This window comes from Bacillus sp. PK3-067 (assembly GCF_056738645.1).
The window spans coordinates 3061822-3081135 of record NZ_CP096490.1; the positions used below are offsets into that span (position 1 = coordinate 3061822).

At 33.6% G+C, this 19314-nt stretch carries 17 protein-coding genes; 5 read left to right on the forward strand and 12 right to left on the reverse strand.

Going from position 1 to position 19314, the window contains the following annotated elements:
- Positions 1–518: 518 nt before the first annotated feature.
- From M1D73_RS15755 to M1D73_RS15765, 3 genes are all read right to left on the reverse strand, one after another.
- The gene (locus tag M1D73_RS15755) at positions 519–1850 is read right to left on the reverse strand and encodes an erythromycin esterase family protein (protein WP_025687850.1); all 1332 of its coding nucleotides are present in this window, start codon (positions 1848–1850) and stop codon (positions 519–521) included.
- Between the two features lie 521 nt (positions 1851–2371).
- On the reverse strand, positions 2372–3961 hold the full coding sequence (locus M1D73_RS15760; protein ID WP_000913808.1) for a bifunctional metallophosphatase/5'-nucleotidase: 1590 nt from the start codon (positions 3959–3961) through the stop codon (positions 2372–2374).
- Between the two features lie 408 nt (positions 3962–4369).
- A complete protein-coding gene (locus M1D73_RS15765) occupies positions 4370–5206 on the reverse strand; it encodes a bromoperoxidase (RefSeq protein ID WP_001074301.1) in 837 nt (278 codons plus the stop codon).
- A 502-nt stretch (positions 5207–5708) separates the two neighbouring features.
- Here M1D73_RS15765 and ycaC point away from each other — a divergent pair.
- From ycaC to M1D73_RS15785, 4 genes are all read left to right on the forward strand, one after another.
- Positions 5709–6353, forward strand: coding sequence for an isochorismate family cysteine hydrolase YcaC (ycaC, locus tag M1D73_RS15770; protein WP_000131229.1), 645 nt, complete (start codon positions 5709–5711; stop codon positions 6351–6353).
- Positions 6354–6517: 164 nt separating this feature from the next.
- The gene (locus M1D73_RS15775) at positions 6518–7162 is read left to right on the forward strand and encodes a hydrolase (RefSeq protein WP_000067162.1); all 645 of its coding nucleotides are present in this window, start codon (positions 6518–6520) and stop codon (positions 7160–7162) included.
- Positions 7159–7752, forward strand: coding sequence for an antibiotic biosynthesis monooxygenase (locus tag M1D73_RS15780; protein WP_000806859.1), 594 nt, complete (start codon positions 7159–7161; stop codon positions 7750–7752). The genes M1D73_RS15775 and M1D73_RS15780 overlap by 4 nt, the downstream gene beginning before the upstream one ends.
- Before the next feature lie 13 nt (positions 7753–7765).
- Entirely contained in the window at positions 7766–9601 is a 1836-nt protein-coding gene (locus M1D73_RS15785) for an amidohydrolase (RefSeq protein ID WP_121868431.1), read from the forward strand.
- 306 nt (positions 9602–9907) lie between these two features.
- On the opposite strand, the gene M1D73_RS15790 is transcribed toward M1D73_RS15785, so the two are convergent.
- The 7 genes from M1D73_RS15790 to M1D73_RS15820 all read right to left on the reverse strand — a co-directional run bounded on the left by M1D73_RS15790 (position 9908) and on the right by M1D73_RS15820 (position 16956).
- On the reverse strand, positions 9908–10786 hold the full coding sequence (locus M1D73_RS15790; protein WP_000423182.1) for a LysR family transcriptional regulator: 879 nt from the start codon (positions 10784–10786) through the stop codon (positions 9908–9910).
- A gap of 219 nt (positions 10787–11005) precedes the next feature.
- A complete protein-coding gene (locus M1D73_RS15795) occupies positions 11006–11449 on the reverse strand; it encodes a MarR family winged helix-turn-helix transcriptional regulator (protein ID WP_000111425.1) in 444 nt (147 codons plus the stop codon).
- Positions 11450–11891: 442 nt separating this feature from the next.
- Positions 11892–12842, reverse strand: coding sequence for a magnesium transporter CorA family protein (locus M1D73_RS15800; protein WP_000388923.1), 951 nt, complete (start codon positions 12840–12842; stop codon positions 11892–11894).
- A gap of 305 nt (positions 12843–13147) precedes the next feature.
- The gene (locus M1D73_RS15805; RefSeq protein ID WP_000839441.1) at positions 13148–14173 is read right to left on the reverse strand and encodes a ParM/StbA family protein; all 1026 of its coding nucleotides are present in this window, start codon (positions 14171–14173) and stop codon (positions 13148–13150) included.
- Between the two features lie 35 nt (positions 14174–14208).
- Positions 14209–14610, reverse strand: a complete 402-nt coding sequence (locus tag M1D73_RS15810) for a hypothetical protein (protein WP_000683216.1) — start codon at positions 14608–14610, stop codon at positions 14209–14211.
- An 85-nt stretch (positions 14611–14695) separates the two neighbouring features.
- On the reverse strand, positions 14696–15082 hold the full coding sequence (locus tag M1D73_RS15815) for a YflT domain-containing protein (RefSeq protein WP_000557320.1): 387 nt from the start codon (positions 15080–15082) through the stop codon (positions 14696–14698).
- 335 nt (positions 15083–15417) lie between these two features.
- Positions 15418–16956 carry an alpha/beta hydrolase gene (locus M1D73_RS15820; RefSeq protein ID WP_000516862.1) on the reverse strand — a complete coding sequence of 513 codons (1539 nt, stop codon included), beginning with the start codon at positions 16954–16956 and terminating at the stop codon, positions 15418–15420.
- A 554-nt stretch (positions 16957–17510) separates the two neighbouring features.
- On the opposite strand from M1D73_RS15820, the gene M1D73_RS15825 reads away from it, so the two are divergent.
- Entirely contained in the window at positions 17511–17876 is a 366-nt protein-coding gene (locus M1D73_RS15825) for a YxeA family protein (RefSeq protein WP_121868432.1), read from the forward strand.
- Positions 17877–17963: 87 nt separating this feature from the next.
- On the opposite strand, the gene M1D73_RS15830 is transcribed toward M1D73_RS15825, so the two are convergent.
- The gene (locus M1D73_RS15830; RefSeq protein WP_000758855.1) at positions 17964–18674 is read right to left on the reverse strand and encodes an alpha/beta hydrolase; all 711 of its coding nucleotides are present in this window, start codon (positions 18672–18674) and stop codon (positions 17964–17966) included.
- Positions 18675–18777: 103 nt separating this feature from the next.
- Positions 18778–19233 (reverse strand): TspO/MBR family protein, encoded by a 456-nt coding sequence (locus tag M1D73_RS15835; RefSeq protein WP_000749756.1) that lies wholly within the window; start codon positions 19231–19233, stop codon positions 18778–18780.
- Positions 19234–19314 lie beyond the last annotated feature (81 nt).

Genomic DNA, 19314 nt, shown 5'->3' on the forward strand with positions numbered 1-19314 from the left:
GCTATCAACTCTCCCAATGATAAAAGTCAACACTGAATTTGCAATCAACGTACTAATCATTATTTTCACAAACACCATTGTGTTCTAACAATCTCTAAATCACTCTTTTTCCACATACATATTAATCATAGAAATTACTTCTTTTCCTTAAAACACTCTTGTTACTGATTATTTGTTTTATATGTAGGCCGTACTTGTTCCCCCCTTCATGCCTCCTTATATTTTTATCCTACACAATGAAAATCTCTTTTTTCTTACCTATTCCTTACAAATTCCTTACATACAAAATCACTTCTACAATAGGATTGAAGTAGCATCTGTGCCCGAAAGCGCAAAAAACACCGATGCTTTTCGCTTCAGTGTTTTTGCGCTTTACATATTGTAAGATTCGTTTTACTCTTAACAGGTTAAACTGCTGATTTTTTCTAATGCGATTATTCTTCTTGCTATATAAAACAAATTTCATTGTGTTATATGAAACACTATGAAATTTGTCATTAAGGCACATGATTCTAAATTTATTGATGTACTTGAGATGGACTCACTTTTTGAATTTGAACAAGTATATCAAACGCTTTACCTAATGATATATCAACAGTTTTTGGTATATCAGGCCCTTCGGTAGTTATTCCAGCGAAAATTGGATGTTGTTCGTTTAACCAAGTTTTTGTCACGCCGTTCGCCTTACGTAAATCAATAAAAAATTGATCTTTTTTAACTTGTCCAAAGATGTAGTTATAACTGTTTGGATCATCCGATTTTAATGTTCCATAGGGGCCAAATTCACCATTGCTATTCTTCACATTGTATTGTCCTTCATAAACTGACGTTCCAATAGATACGTACCGTTTTCCGTAATATTCTGCTAAATGCTGCCCTGCTACTTTAGGGTATATAAAAGAAAGCATATTTGTTTTCGAAACGTGTCCATTATGTCCCCATACAATGGTTTTTCCTAAATGTTCTTCAGTCCACTTCGCATTTTCATACATTGCAATATCATGTTTCAAATAAAAATCCGCTGGTTTATCAGGAGGTGTCGCTAACATTGTAGTAAACTGTTCAATAATACGAGCATTTTGCTTTATCCATACGAACTCTTTAGATTTCCCATTTAAATGACTTTTATTTTCCTCTAATAAAGCACTAATTTGTTTAGCATCTAAAACATACTTTTCTTTTTCTTCTTTCGTAAGGCTTTCAAAAGTATTCATATCCTTTGTTACAGGAATAAGCCCTTTTATCTTCTCTTCTACTCTAGGCAACAGTTTTGAATTATTCGCTTTAATATATTCTATTATATTATTATAAACATTTTCGTTTACTGATTGAATGTCCATCCCGATGACACGTACTTTCGATTTATGTTTTGGATTAGCATTATATTGCCGAATCCAATCAAGTAAATCTAGCATTTCTTTCGTCTTAAATACAGGTGTTAGATGTTGGCTTGGGTTTCCCTTACCAGTAAGAACATATCGATCAAGTTCCAAGGCCCTGTCCCATCCCTCTTCTAAAACTAGATTGGTAAAGCCCTTTTCAGATACTAAATACTTAACAATGCGGTGTTTCATCGTAAAAACTTCATGAGCCCCATGCGTAGCTTCACCTAAACCTACAATTGAAGCTGAACCTACCATATCCTTAAGTGGTTTCAAATCATTAAGAGATGCAGTTGGATTAGTTGTTTTTAAAGGCTTTGCATGTGCTTCTAACCATTTCGCTATTTGATTTGTATTATAGGGAGCTGTAACAGAAACCTCTGTTTTCGAATCTGCATAAGTATTTCCTACAAAATGAGTCATTGTTATAGCAGAAACAACAATTGCAATAATCATTTTCTTTTTCATAAAAAACCTCCTGAAATATTTACTTATAGCTTTTTGACATACTCTGCCAACTTCCGTTTAAAACATTCATTTTCTTATTACTGTTAAGATACATTTATTCTAGTTCCTAAAACTCACTTATTTCTTAATAGGTTCTTAAGAAATTCTTAATTCATTTATACGAATATAAAACTAAATAAGCTTCAATTCATTGTATTGTAAATTCCTCATTGCATAACATTATAATGTACAGATATTCGTTATAAATGATGTTATCTAAAGTATTCAATTTCAGTATGTATTATTAACGTAGTTAATATATGGTTAATATGAAGTTCCAAATTTTGATTGTTTGTAGTCTCTTTATCATAGAGTTAATTTAGGGGTTATTTTTTGTTCACTTCATTTTTTTCGGCACTCTGCATCTAGACGGTATACCCATTGGCCACAGTTAGACTATTTCAAATCAAAAAAATAGATTACCTGCACACTAAAGAGTATAGCGCACAGGTAATCTAGTTGTTTTTGAGATTAATAAAAAACTAATTTATCTTTTGAATTCTTCCATCAATAATAGACTGAATTGGTTCTTTTGATTTTTTTATATAATCTACTAATGCTTCAAAATCAGTTGGTCCTGTTTCAGCATCTTTACCGTTTTTAAAGGATACAAATCCATCTCCACCTGAAGCTAGAAATGCGTTCGCAACGACGCTGTAAGTTTTAGAAGGAATAATTTCTTCTCCATTTGTTAAGCGAATACTTGTTACTTTTTCTCCATTAGGCTTGTTCGCATCCCAAGTGTATTGGATACCTGAAATTTGAAGCATTCTTGTTATGTCTTTTTGCCATTGTTGATTTAAAATATCACGAATGTCTTGACCTGTTAAATTTACTTTTATTAATTGATTTCCGAATGGTTGAATACCATATATCTCTCCCCATGTAATATCACCAGCATCTAAGTCATTACGAATACCACCAGGATTCATAAGTGCAATTTGGGATTGCATTGTTGTACGCTGAGCATCAGCAACTAAATTTCCAAGAGTAGATTCACCAGCCATATTTTGTTTGCGATCTAGTGGAGCGATAGACTTACCTACAACTTCATTAACAAGAGGTGCGATTTTTGCTTGATATTTCTCCATCTTCTTCTTTATTTTTTTATCAGGCTCTATGCCTTCATGATAAGTTGTAACAATTTCTGCTTTTTTCTCAACAATATCTTGTGTCTTACGATCAATCTTTACATCAACATCAGCAAAAGCCATACCATAAGAATTTGCTTGTACGACAAGTTTATTATTAACAGTTCCATTTACATAGGTGTGGCTATGGCCACCAAAAATAACATCGACTTCTGGATCAGTCTCATTTGCTAATCGGACGATATCACCATTTGTTACGCCGTTCCCATCTGTTATACCTCCGTTATGTGCAAGAACAACGATAGATTTAACGCCTAGTTTTTTTAATTGCTTTACGGATTTGTTAATAGCTTCAACTTCATCTGTAATTTCTACATTCTTTAGCATAGTAGGCATAACAAGGTTAGGAACATCCGTTGTTACGACTCCGATAAAGCCAACAGGAACTCCTTGTACCTTTTTTATAGTGAATGGTGGTAAAAATAAACGACCGGTGGATTTATTATAGAAATTTGCAGCAACATATGGGAATTTTGCTCCTTTAAAATTTCCTGTTTTCTCATGGTATCCACCATAAATAAGGCGGTTCATTTCTTCAACACCTTCATCAAATTCATGATTTCCTATCGTTCCAACATCGAATTTCAAATCATTTAGAAATTCAATTGTAGGTTCGTCTTGTAATAATGCTGAAACAGGAGTACTTGCTCCAACAACATCTCCAGCATGTACCTTTAATGTATTTGGATTTTGTTTTTCACGATCACGTAAATAAGCCCCTAAGTACTCAATTCCCCCTGCATCTTTATTGTTAATTTTTTTTACAGTGTCTAGTTGCCCATGAAAATCGTTAATACCGAGCATTTGTACATCTATGTAGCGATTTTGTTCTGTACTTGCTTGGATTGAAGGCGCAACAAATACACTAGTAAAAGTAACTGTACTTAATGCTAAAGCAACTGGAATAATTTTTTTCAACATAAAATTTCTCTCCCCTAATTAAAATCTGACATAATACGATGTTATTTTAATATATTAAGAGAATTATTTCCATAAAAATTCTACCAATTATAAAAATTAATAAGATTTTATTGTTTTCTGACAAGATATTTCTTCCTCAAAAAATGTACATTTCTTTGTTTTGAGGATTATTCAAAATATTATCTTGACAGTAATATAGCAATACATCTAAAAGACCTAAAAAACTCTAAACAATAAATTTTTGCTGTTAAGAAGAATATTCAATTCGAAACTAATGAAGATTTATCAACCTAACATATCAATACCACCATTTAAAAAGATGCTCCTGGATTTATCCAAGAGCATCTTTTATAAAGCTTTATTTTTTACTTATTTATAATTTATCAACTAACAATTATATAGTTGTAATCAGTCCTTTAAAAATAATAGGAGTGCTTCATTAAATTCTTTAGCATGCGTTGCATTTAGCCCATGTGGACCACCCTTTATTAAGGCTACTTTAGAATTAGGAATTGCTTCATGTGTTAATTTCCCACTATATTCATATGGTACAGTTGCATCAGAATCACCGTGAATAATAAGAGTAGGTATATTAAACTTCTCCAAGTCTTTTCTAAAATCTGTCTTACTAAAGGCGGTAATACAATCAAGTGTTCCTTTAGGTGATGCACTGGCTGCAATATCCCAATTATATAAACGGAATGGCTCACTAACTAAATCTGTTCGATTACCAGCCGCGAAAAATCCCTTAGTAAATTCATCAAGAAATGCAAGGCGGTCATTTATCACACCACTTTTGAATGCTTCAATTGTTGCATCATCTAAGGCCCCTTCAGGATGATCCTCTGATTTGTATAAATACGGAGGAACTGCCCCAGCAAAAACAGCCTTTTCAATACGATCTGTTCCATACGTACTAATATACCGGGCTACTTCGCCTCCACCCATAGAAAAACCAACAAGTGTGACATTTTGAAGCTCTAAATGTTCTAATAGTTGATGTAAATCAGAAGTAAAGGTATCATATTCATACCCTTCCCACGGCTGAGATGATTGTCCAAATCCTCGACGATCATATGTTATAACTCTGTATCCAGCCTCAACAAGAGCGGGAACTTGGTATTCCCAAGATCGACCACTTAACGGCCAACCATGAATGAGTACAACTGGTTTTCCTGTGCCATGATCCTCATAATACATCTCAATTGGTTCTTGCTTTTCGGTTCCTACAGTAATTTTAGCCATGCTTCTACCTCCTAAAAATATTCCAATATGTATCCTTTTCTTCAATAATCTGGATGAACGTCATAACCTATTCATGCACGTTTATGTTGTGAATTCTAAGTATGAAACTCTATTGTTCCAATGCATTCATTTTCTCCTTTTGGAACAATCCCCCCTCTAATACCTTTTGCATCATAAAATAATTACTGAACATTACTCCTATTCAATTGTAATAACAAAAATAGGTGACTATCAATATCGTTCTATCTATAGGATGTATAGGTAAAACCAATCTATTTTATAGTGAAAACAACTATAGTTACGACCTATACAAATTATAGATAATTTAGAATTGATTAACGAATCAGTTTTCAAATACTATAAATTTGTATAGCACTTCATGTTCTGTGAATGCTGCTATAACCAATATTATTGGTCAGCTTAGTTATAAACGAAGAAACTTATGATAGTATCCGACTATTTAAACTTTCTTCGATTACTTAATTTTTAGGAGGAATACATAATGACTGATCTCTATTCTCGTATTAACAAAGATGATGCTGTTGTGCTTTTAGTAGATCATCAAACTGGTCTTATGTCCGGACTAGTACGTGACTATGGTGTTGATGAATTCAAGAACAATGTTTTAGCTCTTGCTCATACTGCTAAGTTTTTTAATTTACCAGTTATTTTAACAACAAGTTTTGAAAACGGGCCTAATGGACCTTTAATGCAAGAATTGGTTAATCTCTTTCCTCATGCACCAAAAATAGCTCGACCTGGACAAATTAACGCATGGGATAATGATGATTTTGTAAAAGCAATCGAAGAAACTGGAAAAAAACAACTTATCATCGCAGGCGTAGTTACGGACGTTTGTGTTGCTTTCCCGGCACTTTCCGCTATAAAAGCTGGATATGAAGTATTTGCTGTTACTGATGCTTCAGGAACTTTCAGTAAACAAGTTGCAGATGCTGCCAATACACGTATGGCACATAGTGGCGTGCAACTTATGAACTGGTTTAGCGTAGCTTGCGAATTACAACGCGATTGGCGCAACGATGTCGAAGGTTTTGGCAATTTGCTTGCTAGCAATCTTCCAGGCTATCAAAATATAATTGGAAGCTATAGAGGAGCTCAGCGAGATCTTAGTAAACAAAATGCATAAATGTATCTCAAGGAAATAGCTTTAAATCACCTTTTTTAAAGTAGATAGTATAAATTTAGTGCTGATTAAATCAGCACTAAATTTAAATTAAAAAGTATAGTAGAGTTTCAATTGACAGAAGATACATTACTTTCAATAAACAATTGAAAAAGGAGCGTTTTATTATGAGTAATTTAGAATTGTTAAATCCGGAGAACAGTGCCTTAATTTTAATTGATTTTCAACCTCAAATGACTTTTGGAGTTGCAAGTATTGATAGACAAACATTGATTAATAACGTTATGCTACTTGCTAAATCAGCAAAAACTTTTAACGTACCTACTATTCTTACTACAGTTGAAACACGCAGCTTTTCTGGTTATTTTTGGCCACAAATTCTTGATATATTCCCAAACCATGAAATTATAGAACGTAGTTCAATGAACTCTTGGGAAGATCCGAAATTTGTTGAGGCAGTTAAAGCAACCGGTAGAAAGAAATTAATATTTGCAGCACTTTGGACTGAAGTTTGCCTTGCATTCCCTGTGCTTGAAGCAATTAAAGCTGGCTATGAGGTATATGCAGTTGATGATGCTTCAGGTGGTACTAGTTTGACAGCACATAACGCTGCTATGCGTCGTGTAGAACAAGCTGGTGCAATTCCAGTGACAGCAATTCAAGTTTTACTTGAATACCAACGTGACTGGGCACACAAAGACACTTATGATGCTGTAATGGAGATTGTAAAGGAACACACTGGTGCTTATGGTCAAGGTGTAGAATACGCATATACTATGGTGCATGGCGCGCTTCCAAGCAGGAAAATATGAAACAAGAAGGAGTAGCTGTCGAAGAGACTTATACAGGGAACACGATGGATGCCGGCAATCCAGTAACAACGATTGTTACATGGGAAATTCAAGAAGGTAGAGAAAAACAGTTTGAAACATGGAGACATGAAATTGAGGCTGCGGCTACTAAATTCCCAGGACATTTAGGTGTAAATCTAATAGTCCCAAGTAACGAATCCAGAGAGTATACTGTTATTTTTCGCTTTGATACGTATGAGCATCTACGTACTTGGCAAGAATCAGATGTTCGCCGGGATTTGTTAAAAACGGCGGAGCAATTTCAAGCCACTAATCCAACTTACAAAACTGAAAGCAGTTTGGCTTATTGGTTTGTTACTCCGAAAACGCCAGTTCCACCGCCAAAATGGAAAATGTCTATCGTTACCCTTCTGGGTGTATGGCCTCTTAGCATGTTAGTTCCTAAAGTGATAGGACCTATTATAAAACATATGAATCCTATTATATCAGCTTTTTTTGTTTCTGTATGTATAGTGTCCTTGCTATCATGGGTAGTCATGCCGATTTTCGGTAAATTATTTCATCCATGGTTACAAAATAATAGAAAGTAGACGAGGTGTGAACATGAATTTACCGGATATGATTTTATATAACGGAAAAATTACTACCCTTGACCCTTCTCAGCCTGAGGTATCTGCTATCGCCATAACTGATGGTTTAGTCACTGCAGTAGGTGGAGATGAGCTTCTTAATAGTGCCACGGAAAAAACAAAAAAAATAGACCTTAAAAGAAAGAGAGCTATTCCAGGCCTGAATGACTCCCATATACACGTGATTCGTGGTGGTCTGCATTATAATATGGAATTACGTTGGGAAGGCGTGCCATCACTTTTTATTGCTCTAGAAATGCTCAAAGAACAGGCAAGGCGTACACCTGCTCCTCAGTGGGTAAGAGTAGTTGGAGGTTGGTCTGAATTTCAATTTAAAGAGAGACGGATGCCAACATTAGAAGAGATTAATGCTGTTTCTGAAGACACGCCTGTCTTTGTGCTACATCTTTACGATAGAGCACTTGTAAATCGTGCAGGGCTACGTACACTGGGATACACGAAAGATACCCCAGACCCTCCAGGCTGTTTAATTCAGCGGGATAAAAGAGGTAATCCAACGGGCCTTTTAATTGCTAACCCTAACGCTTCTATTCTTTATTCAAGTTTGGGTAAAGCTCCAGTACTTAATCTTGACGACCAGATTAACTCAACTCGCCATTTTATGCGTGAATTAAATAGATTAGGTATTACAAGTGCCATCGACGCAGGTGGTGGTTTCCAAAATTACCCTGATGACTACAAAGTTGTTGAACATTTAGCCGAGAAGGAACAATTAACTTTGCGTATTGCTTATAATCTATTTACGCAAAATCCTAATCATGAATATGAAGACTTTGCTTCATGGGCAAACATTGTTTCTCCCGGTCAAGGAAATGATAAGTATAAAATGAATGGTGCCGGAGAAATGTTAGTATTCTCGGCAGCCGATTTTGAAAAATTTCAAATGCCACGGCCCGAACTAGCTACAGTAATGGAAGCCGACTTAAAGAAAGTAATTTCTCTATTGGTGGAAAACCGTTGGCCATTCCGTTTACATGCAACTTATGACGAGTCAATCACACGTTTCTTAAATGTATTTGAGGAAGTTAACAGAGAAATTCCTTTTAATGGGCTACGCTGGTGGTTTGATCATGCAGAAACAATCTCAGATCGTAGTATGGAACGTGTTAAGGCTTTAAATGGCGGTATTGCCATCCAAGACCGCATGGCTTTTCAAGGTGAATACTTTGTTGACTTATACGGAAAGGAAGCTGCAAAGCATACTCCTCCGATTTATCGTATGTTAGACCTTGGTATACCTGTTGGCGCCGGTAGTGATGCAACCAGGGTTTCCAGCTATAACCCTTGGGTTGCTCTTTACTGGATGGTTGCTGGAAAAACCATTGGTGGGCTTTCCATATACGATGAAAAAAATAAACTTGATAGAAAAGTAGCCCTGGAATTATATTCAAAAGGAAGTGCGTGGTTCTCTGGCGATGAAGGTAAAAAAGGAACCCTGGCAGTAGGTCAGTTTGCTGATATTGCTGTATTGTCTGCTGACTACTTTACTGTGCCGGAAGAAGAAATCAAAGACCTTGAATCATTGCTCACCATTATGGGTGGGCAGGTTGTTTATGGAAATAATGAATTTAAAAACTTATCACCTGAATTGCCGCCAGCATCACCTGATTGGTCACCGACGGGCGTTTATGGTTATGGTGGTGCTAACCTAGCCAACACTATACTTTCTCACGATTCCCATGATAACAAGTTACATAGTTGTAGTAACCCTCTCCATCAACACACTCATACCGTAATAGGAAAAGATGGAACTAAATGGGGTATTGGTTGTACTTGCTTTGCTTTCTAAATCAAAACCACCGGTATAATGCCGGTGGTTTTCTTTCTACAATAAGGATATATAAATTCAAAATAGCAGTGTATATCCCTACATGGAATCTGTTACTATGCGATAAGACCGAAGAATTGATTGATTAACTTAACTTGTTTTTGATAGCCTTCTCTCCTTGCAAAGTCTGTCCTTTTTTCCTTAATTAAAAGTCAATGGTATCCCCCTTTTTGATCGACTACACCACACATATAAATCCACTGTCCTTCGACTTTAATATAGATTTTAATTTTTTCAATTGTTACACTAGGATCATTATTATTTCTATTACACTGATACTTTTTGAGAATCATTTAACTTCTGCATAAAGATGCGTGCTGCAAAACTTAAAAATTTATCATCAAAGTGTATAAGATTAATATCTTGACTTGGTGTTGGATCAGTAATACGAACTATGCTCAAAGTATCATTATTAACAAAGTTAACCAGTGAAAGAGGTATTATGGCAACACCATGTCCATTGTATACAAGGCTCAATAGAGAAATAGAAGATTTTGTTTCTATATTTGCTTCAGATAAAGATAACCCTAAACTCTCACAATATATCTTAATAGATTCACGACAACTACATGAAACCATTACTCTACTGAGCCCTACTAATTCTCGAAAAGAAACAAATGATTTTTCATTCAAAGGATGATTTTTGGGAATTACAAGGACGAGCTCTTCACTATACAAAAGGGTGTTTGTTAATGTGTCTGGAATTTGAGCACTACGTGTAATCCCGAAATCAATATTTTTGTCAACGATTTGATTTACAGCAACTTCGGATTCTATAATCTTTACTACAATGTTGGGATAATGTTGTTGAAACTTCATAATATAGGGTGTTAAATAAGTGAGATCCTCTAATAAACCTCCTATAGTAATCACACCTCTTTTTACACCCTTTAATTCAAAAATTTCATTATAAACGTCATCAAATTGTTTCATGATAAATTTTCCTTTATCAAATAGCAGCTTACCCGCTTCTGTCATTTTGATACCTCTTCCAACTCGATGAAACAAGGGTGTATCAAGTTCACCTTCTAAAACTCGTATTTGTTGACTTAAAGTCGGCTGTGAAATACCTAGAACTTCCGCAGCTTTAGTGAAACTATTATTATTACAAACTTGAATAAAATACTCTAAATGACGTAATTCCATTCTTGATACCCACTCTCCGCTTTATGAAAGATTTATAATTTAAAGGACGATATGTATACATTAACATAACAACTTTATTTCATATTATACCGATTGAAATTACACGCTTTATTCATTTTGTATTATAATAAATTTACTACCATTTATTAATTTTTCCTCCTATTTATTTAAATTATATTTAATTAGGACATTACTAATTCGAGATATATTTCTAAAGATTTATAGTTCTAGTGCATAATACCCTAATTTTTTCAACTTTTCGATTATCATTTTTTTCTCAGTATAGTCCAAACCACCAAATATTTGCTGAATCGCCTCTTTATGCTGGGGAAAAATAATATCCATTAGTTCAATACCTTCTGAAGTAATTGACGCATACGTGACACGGCGGTCTTTAGGACATGGTTTTCGTATTAAGAACCTCTTCTTTTCCAACTTATCCACTACATACGTGATACTACTACTTGCAAGTAATATTTTGTCTCCAATTTTTTGTATAGGCTGATCGCCTTTACTATACAGTAGCTCAAGCACTGCAAATTCAGTTGGATTAAGTCCATAACTTTTTATATCCTCTTCAATACGCTTAGTAATTGACTGTACTGCCCTTGATAATATAACAAATAACTTTAAAGATAAGCTCTCATCGTTAATCACGCTCATAATTACCAATCCTTTACAAGTTATCTTGAATTCGAGATTCATTATATTATCGTCAAAATATTATGTCAATCATTCATTTTAGCTTTATCAATCCATTTATAATTTATTTCTCAACATATGACATATGGAATTAGAAGAAAACAATTGTTACTATATAAGTATCTCAATTACGTTATTTCTTTTAAAGAGAGCTTGTTTTTAATCGCAAGTTCTCTTTTGCCATATTCTAAATTGAATCCGGACAAATTTCAGAGTATATGATATAGTTTTTAAATAAAGATTAGAGCTCTCCTACAGGAAGGAGAGCTCTAATCTTTCATATAAATATTCACCATTTTTATCATTGTGAGGACATCAAAACTTTAACTTGATGGGGATATGGTGCTATCTCAATTAATAAATATTACAAACCATATATCTATCATATTTTTTATAAACAGGATTAATTAGATTTAAAAAAAGATTTCTTTTTCTTTACTCGTAATAAGTCACCTGTCCATCCTTTGAATCGCATATACATATACATACCCGCTGTTGTGAAAATAATAAATAAGAGAGCGATTAAATAGCTATATTTCCATTCTAGTTCAGGCATGTATTTAAAATTCATACCCCATAATGCTCCTAAGGCTGTCAAAGGCGTACTCACAGCAGTTAATACAGTAAGAGCTTTCATAATTTCATTCCCACGATGAGAAGAAACAACTTCTTGTAAATGAATCATCGTGTCTAATTCTTCTTGGTACTCTTTAACAAGTTGTAATCCACGCTCTAATTTTACGTATGTTTGTTTATAACAAAGGGTGTTTGTTAGTTTTTCTAACCAAGCTTCTTTTAGGCCTTGTAACACTTCTTGTATTAAGCGAAACACATGTGTGTTCATAAATAATTCATGACGAATATGATAAATCCTTTCTAAAACTGCTATGTTATTATGATGATAAAAATCCCATAATACATTTCTGAAATTGTTTTCAAAGTAGTCAACCTTTCGCAAATAATGAGATATAAACATTGATAAGATAGCACATAATCCTTCAGCGGAACTATTACAATTTTTTGTACCCATAGGGAAATTATGTATTATTTTTTGGAAATCCTCTTCCTCTTTTTCCTGAACTGTTATCAGTATTCCATCAGCTACGAAATAATGAAGAAATTTTTGAATTTTGGCGTCCTTTTTATCTTGATCATATAAAAACGAACCATATACACAAGTTTGACTTGGTGATAACGTATAAACATATAATCCATTTTCACAAGGAGAACTTATTTTCTTTACAAATTGAGCGAAATAAGATGTTACATCACGAGGGATTATAGAAGAAAGTTTTTCAAGCTCACTAGTTTTCACATGATACCAACTCCATTTCGTCATTTTTATGCATTCCATATTATTCTTCCTTTCTAAATAGTTTTATGTTTGATTGAATCATATCCGTAATACGAAATTTGTATGTAGGTATTCATGTCTTGGAGGAAGAGTTTTTAGATCATCTAAATTACAAAATAAATAACATAGGAGGTCTTATTCTTTTAAAAGGAAGACCCCCTATATATTAGTTATTTTTATTTTCAATTTTAAACATTTCCTCTATACAAGCACTTTTTATCTTTTCTTATAAAGAATTTATTATATGTGGAAAATAAGCTACATAATTTGGCACGTCTATTCAACGAACTCCATTTCATTCGTTATTATAATTTGGATTCATATGCAGATTGATTGGTAATGTCCTCAAATACTTGACTCCCAATAATGTAGTATCCATGGAGTGCAGCCTCTTTCGAAGCGTCTACCATACGGAAAGAAGAAATTTCACTTTGCATTTTTTCAATTCGTTTTTTGTGGAGATCTACTATTCCTCCTGTCCAAATAATAGTGTTATACTGTTCTAACTTAAATTGTTCTTGTAATACACGCATGACGTCTTGGAAGTGTGCATCCAACTCTTTTTGAATCAAAGTATGAACCTGACTTGTCTCATGATTTTCTTCTCGACATTCATATCCTTTTTCTAATATGTTTGGCATGTCGTTAATATGCAATTGATTACTTTCACCCTCATGATTCTGCACGATATTCTTAATATTTTTCAAAGGCTTGCTACATCCTAGTTCCGCCTCATAATGATTTAAAATGACATTCTGTTTCATATCTGTCATTTCTACTGTACGAAATCCGCCATCAATAATTAAGATGCGATCTCGTTCCTGAATGATTCCCTCTTTTAAGAAATAGGCATGTAAAGCGACCGGTTGCTGAAGAATCAAAGCATTTTCCACCGTAATATGAATAAATTTCCCATCAATTTGTACGGAAGTCTCTTTTTTTAGTGCACGTTGTAATTGCTCATGCTGACTACCAAAACAAGTAACGGGGAGCCCAGTAACAACTAGAGGTAACACGACATTTTCTTTATAATCCTTTGCAATGCAACCAAATATTTGTTGTTTAAATCGTTCGCTTTCATAATAATTTTCTATTTCTTCGTCAAATGGAGGAAGAAACGAAGCGTCAGATTGATGTGCTTCATTTCCCATGTAGTATGCAAAATCTAAGTCTATAAAACTTACCTTTGTTAAATCTTCACTTTCAGCATGATTAGGTACAGGGGCTAGTGTGGAAGCTTCACTCTTGATTGTCATCTCAGAATCTACATCCTGTCGATATGCCCTTTTGGTAAAGCCAATTCCTACATCAATTGCATACAGAGATTTCATACTTTTTTCCTCACTTTCTATTTTTAGAATTAAATCTAGGCACTCTCTTCTTTCCCTTCTTTCACATATTTCTTTTCATTTTTCGTTTTTTCCCCGTCTAAGTTCTTACTATTTTCATTTATTTCGTAATCCTTTTCACCTGTTTTCTTTTTATTATTTTCGTTTTCTGTTAAGTCTTTAATGGTAGAAATGACAACTGGTGTGGCTGTAAGCAGTTGTGGTAATGTTTGTTTTGCAACATTAGCTGCAGTTACAGAAAATTGTTTACTTGTCTCAGTTACCTTCTCCAATGTTTCCTTTATGTTTCCTTCTTGTAGTTTTTCTTTTACGCTTTTTCCTTTTGTTTGTATAGCTTTCCGATTTTCTTTTTTTAATAGGGAGACTATGACTCCGGTCGTAATTCCAATCACAGCATATTTAAATATTGTATGTTTCATTTTTCTCATCCTTTTCTATTTTTATTTTCTTCCATGCTACAAACTAAAATAATTCCCTTACCTATTTATCAGATGTTGCAATCTATTACAGAGAATGATAGTTTTGCGGCTGCCTAGCATTCGCCATTGGTACTTCAGCTGTTACTAGGAGTAAAATCTTCCCTTGATCTAGTTTTTCTTCATATAAGTTAGCTTCCTCCTTCGACAACCCCATTTCTTCCATTTGATTTCGAAGTTCGTCCCCTTTTTTGGAGAAAAAGTTGATAATACTTGTTCCCAATCCTTGTTCTTTTACTCCAATCGTATTTGTGTTTGTATCATCCGCAATCCTTTTTGTTATATGTTTTTCATGTGCTAAAACATAAATGTCATCGTGGCGAACCCCTTGCAATTCTAGCTCTTTTACTTTCATAACTACTTCCTGTTCATTTTGATATTCATAAACTACCGTTTTTCTTTCATTCGTATGCATCGTATCTTTCCTCCTTTAGATTTTTTATTTTTTTATTTAGTTGTTATGTAATATGTAATACACCTATTTTAAAGATGTTAAACCTAAATTTTCAAAAAATTTTACACAATAGGTTATTCATGTTTTTAATATCAAAGAAATGTCACAAGCACTTTGCTTTGATAAAAGCGCTCCAAATAACGATTTGTTTGGAAGGTAAGCCCATTGTTTTATAGAAATCATAGCAAAATAAAAAAGCACTCCTTTTCAAAGAGTGCTTTAAAAAAACATACAACCTAATCAAAATATTTCTATTTTGATTACGGAAAGAAAGTCCTTATTAAAACATATGGTTGCTAATTTAATTGCGATCTGCCTTGCACCCAAGCAGCAATATCATTTATAACATACTCAGGGATATTAGCAGGACTATAATATTCATCTGGCTTACTTATTTCCCCATCACCCTCTGTAAAGAAATGATTTAACTTTGGATATAGTCGATAATCTACGTTATCTCGTTCTTTTAATTGTTCTTTCCAAAGAGGAATTTCAATTTTTGATTGAACTTGATAGTCTCTTTCTCCTTGAATAATAAGAAGCGGTGTCTTTTGTTCTTTTGACATTTCTGCCGCTTTAATTTTCCGTATAGAATCCCAAAATACTGCTGACCCTAAGTAAAAATCTTTTGGGGGATTCTGACCAGAGAAATTGGGATCATTTAATAATTCAAATTGCGATTTGTAGAATTTATATTGATCCAGGTTCATTGCTCCAATAGAGAAAAGGTACTCAAATTGATCTAAAACAACGTCTTGGATCGTACGAGCTGGCCCTCCCATTACAATTGCTCCAGCAATATTTTTATTTTGGTCTTTTTCAATCATTTTCGGAAGCATCATTCCACCTTGACTATGACCAAGAATATATATTTGATTCTTATTTATTAGAGGCTCATTTTTAAGAAATTGAGTTACAAGAAGAGCATCATCTGTTGTCTCTTTATCAACTGTATAAAAGGGACTGAATTGTGTTTTCAACCCATGTTCATACGTTCTTTTATTATAGCGAAGGACAGCAATTCCCTTCGATGCAAGACCTTCAGCTAAATCGCGAAATGGTTTTAAAGCAAACGCTGTTTCATCCTGATCAGTTGCTCCTGATCCTTGAACAAGAATAACCGCTGGAAAAGGCCCCTTTCCTTTTGGAACCGACAATGTTCCTGGTAATGGAAATGCACCACTTCCAACTACTACTTCTTTATCAACAAATGACTCAGGCTTACTATATGATGGACGCTCTGCAACAGGACTAAACGACATGCTGAGTTGAAAATCGTCTATTTTTCCAGATGGATCTAGTTTAATTAGTAAAGGTACAGTCATTTTTTCAAAAACTAATTGAATCTCCACATTTGTATGAACAGGATTTGTCTCTTTTTGTGTAACCTCTCCAATTTCTATAAAAGAACCTGCTTGTAATTGCACTGGGAGTCCCTCCCAATAGCTTTTCAGCCATTCTTCGGATATTATTTTCTGTAATGACCTTGAGGTTAAATCAAATGCAGATTTATAATCTTCACTATTCATATGGCGAATAAATGAAAGAGTAGTAGATATAATAGGATTTTCATCATCACTATTGTCTACTTTTTTTATAGTTGTGTTTGCTTCCTTTAATTTCGAACTAAATTGGTAGTTAAACGGATAGTTATATGTATCAGGATATAAGCTTGTTTTCAATACTTCCGTATTCCGTCCCTCATACAAACTTGAAGAACTCGTAAAATTTTCAGGTGAAATTACTTCCTCCGCATATGTGACTGAAGGAATTGCTATTGTAAAAATTGCACTGACAAGTAATAACTTATTACTTATTCTTCTTTTCTTACCCATAATTATTGATTCTCCTTCCAAAATTTAAAATTTCTAATAGAACATGCCAACTATAAGGAAAATAAAAATTATTAAAGAGATTAATAATCTATTTTACGATCCCCCCTAACTAGTTAAAAATCTATCATTAACAAACTTCAATAAAAAATGCCTTCCCCCTCTTTTTTTATCATTGGATTTTTCAGTGACATAGAAGCGCAGCGCTGCATTACATGTAACTGACCCATGGGGTTCTCTATTCTAAAAGAAAGCAGCACCCCACAAGATACTTTCTTTAATTGTTCTCACTCTAATTTATTTAGATAATTCTCTTATTACTGTAAGATACATTTATTCTAAATCCTAAAACTCACTTATTTCTTGATAGGTTCTTAAGAAATATCAAAAAATAAAGAAAAAAGTTATTTGGTTATTCATTCCGCAAGCTTAATGCTCAAGTTAGTTTTTTTCACATGGTGAAACTTTATTAAGAAAACTTTAAGGAATTTCCCTCTATATTTATAAGAATTTTTTTCTATACTGAAGCATGTAAATGAACAAGAGGAGAAACGATAATGAGAAAATTTGTAATTTGCATATTAGGAATAGGCCTTCCTATATACTTACTACCTTTCATATTACGCGGGGATTTAGACAGATTTAATCCGTTTGCTGAAGAAAAAAATGTATATGCCGTTGCGAAAGGATATGGTGTTCCGGATTATCATCAAAAAGGAAAAGCTATGTACTCACTAAAAGCTGTTGATGAATTAAGCAATGAAAAAGAATATAATGTTGGAACGAACACGCCTAATGATTTTATAAGAAAAACTTACTTAAAAATTCATGTGAAAGGAAAGTATGTGTATTCTTACGATATTATTTCTAAAGAGGATATTCCGGAGAAAATAAGGGGACAATTGGAGATAGCAAATAAATAAAAGAGCCAATTCATACGATTTGGCTCTTTATTCTCTCTCCCATCTACCGTTTGGATAATTCTTTCGGTAGATTTATTAAATTCGTTATCATTGTTTCAATAACCATTCTTCAATTACTTTCACTGTTTCATCTCGTTGTGCTTTTGCCGTAATTAAACTCGCATTATCACCTTTTTGCTCACCATACATGCCAAAATGAGCATGATTGCCCCCTTTTATCATGTGCATAGTTGTATTCTTTGACATGAACTTTTTATTGTTCTCTATTTTTTCTACAGTTGCTAAAGCATCTACTTCCCCGTAAATTGATAACATTGGAATCGACTTAGTAGAGAAGTCATCTGCAGGATACGAACCTAAGAAAATAATCCCGTCTACCTTTTCTTCATGTTGAAAGGCATACCTAGAAATCATAGCTCCACCCATTGAATGCCCAGCAACATACCATTTTTGAACTTCCGGATACTGTTCAATTACACTATCTACCTCATTTATTCCAAATATCGCTAAATTTAATGGTAACTTAGGCATTACTACAAAATGCCCATCTTTTGCAAGAGCTTCTCCTAAGTAACTATAAGCCTCGGCTTCTACTTTAGCTCCTTGATAAAAAATAACTCCTATTTTTGCATCTTTCTCTCCAAAAACTATATAATCTGCATCTTTTTTATCATCTACTAAAGACAAAGCCTCTTTCGTTGGTTTATAAGTAAACTGAGACCAAGTTAAAAAAGTAATACTTCCGATCATTAAAATACCTACTACAGAGTACAGAACAATTTTTATCCATTTCTTCACACATATGACCTCCCTAAGATGTGTATATTCTATACTTTAGATTATCATTAATAAACATAAAAACTCGAGCATTTTCTTTGTGCTCAAGTTTTCATTTACGTCTTTAATTTATACTATAAATTGTCCAAGATAAATATGTAGCAAATGCAGACCATAAAAAATATGGGATTAGCAACCATGCCGATACTTTAGATAAATTGGAAGAAAACATAATGAGAAGTAACGTAGTAATAGCGACTAGTAAACAATCTACTGTTGCTAAAAATAAATTTTTTTCACTAAATTGAAAGTAGCTGAACGCTTGATTACATATATAATTTAAAAGGAATAAAAACCAAAATGTTTTTGACTTGAATCCATAGTTGTTGTAAATAATTGCAACTGATAATGCAATAAGTCCAAATAATACAGCCCATATCATTCCGATTGTCATACCAGATGGTGTCCAAGACGGCTTTTCTAACGCATCATACCAAGTACGATCAATAGGGAATAAAACACTAGAAACATAAAACAAACCATATGTTAGTAAAAATACTATAATACTAGATTTTTTCATAAACATTCTCCTTTTTACTAGAAGATTATAGAAACTTTATATGATTAGTATGTCCTTGTAATGGATAAAATTCTAATATTA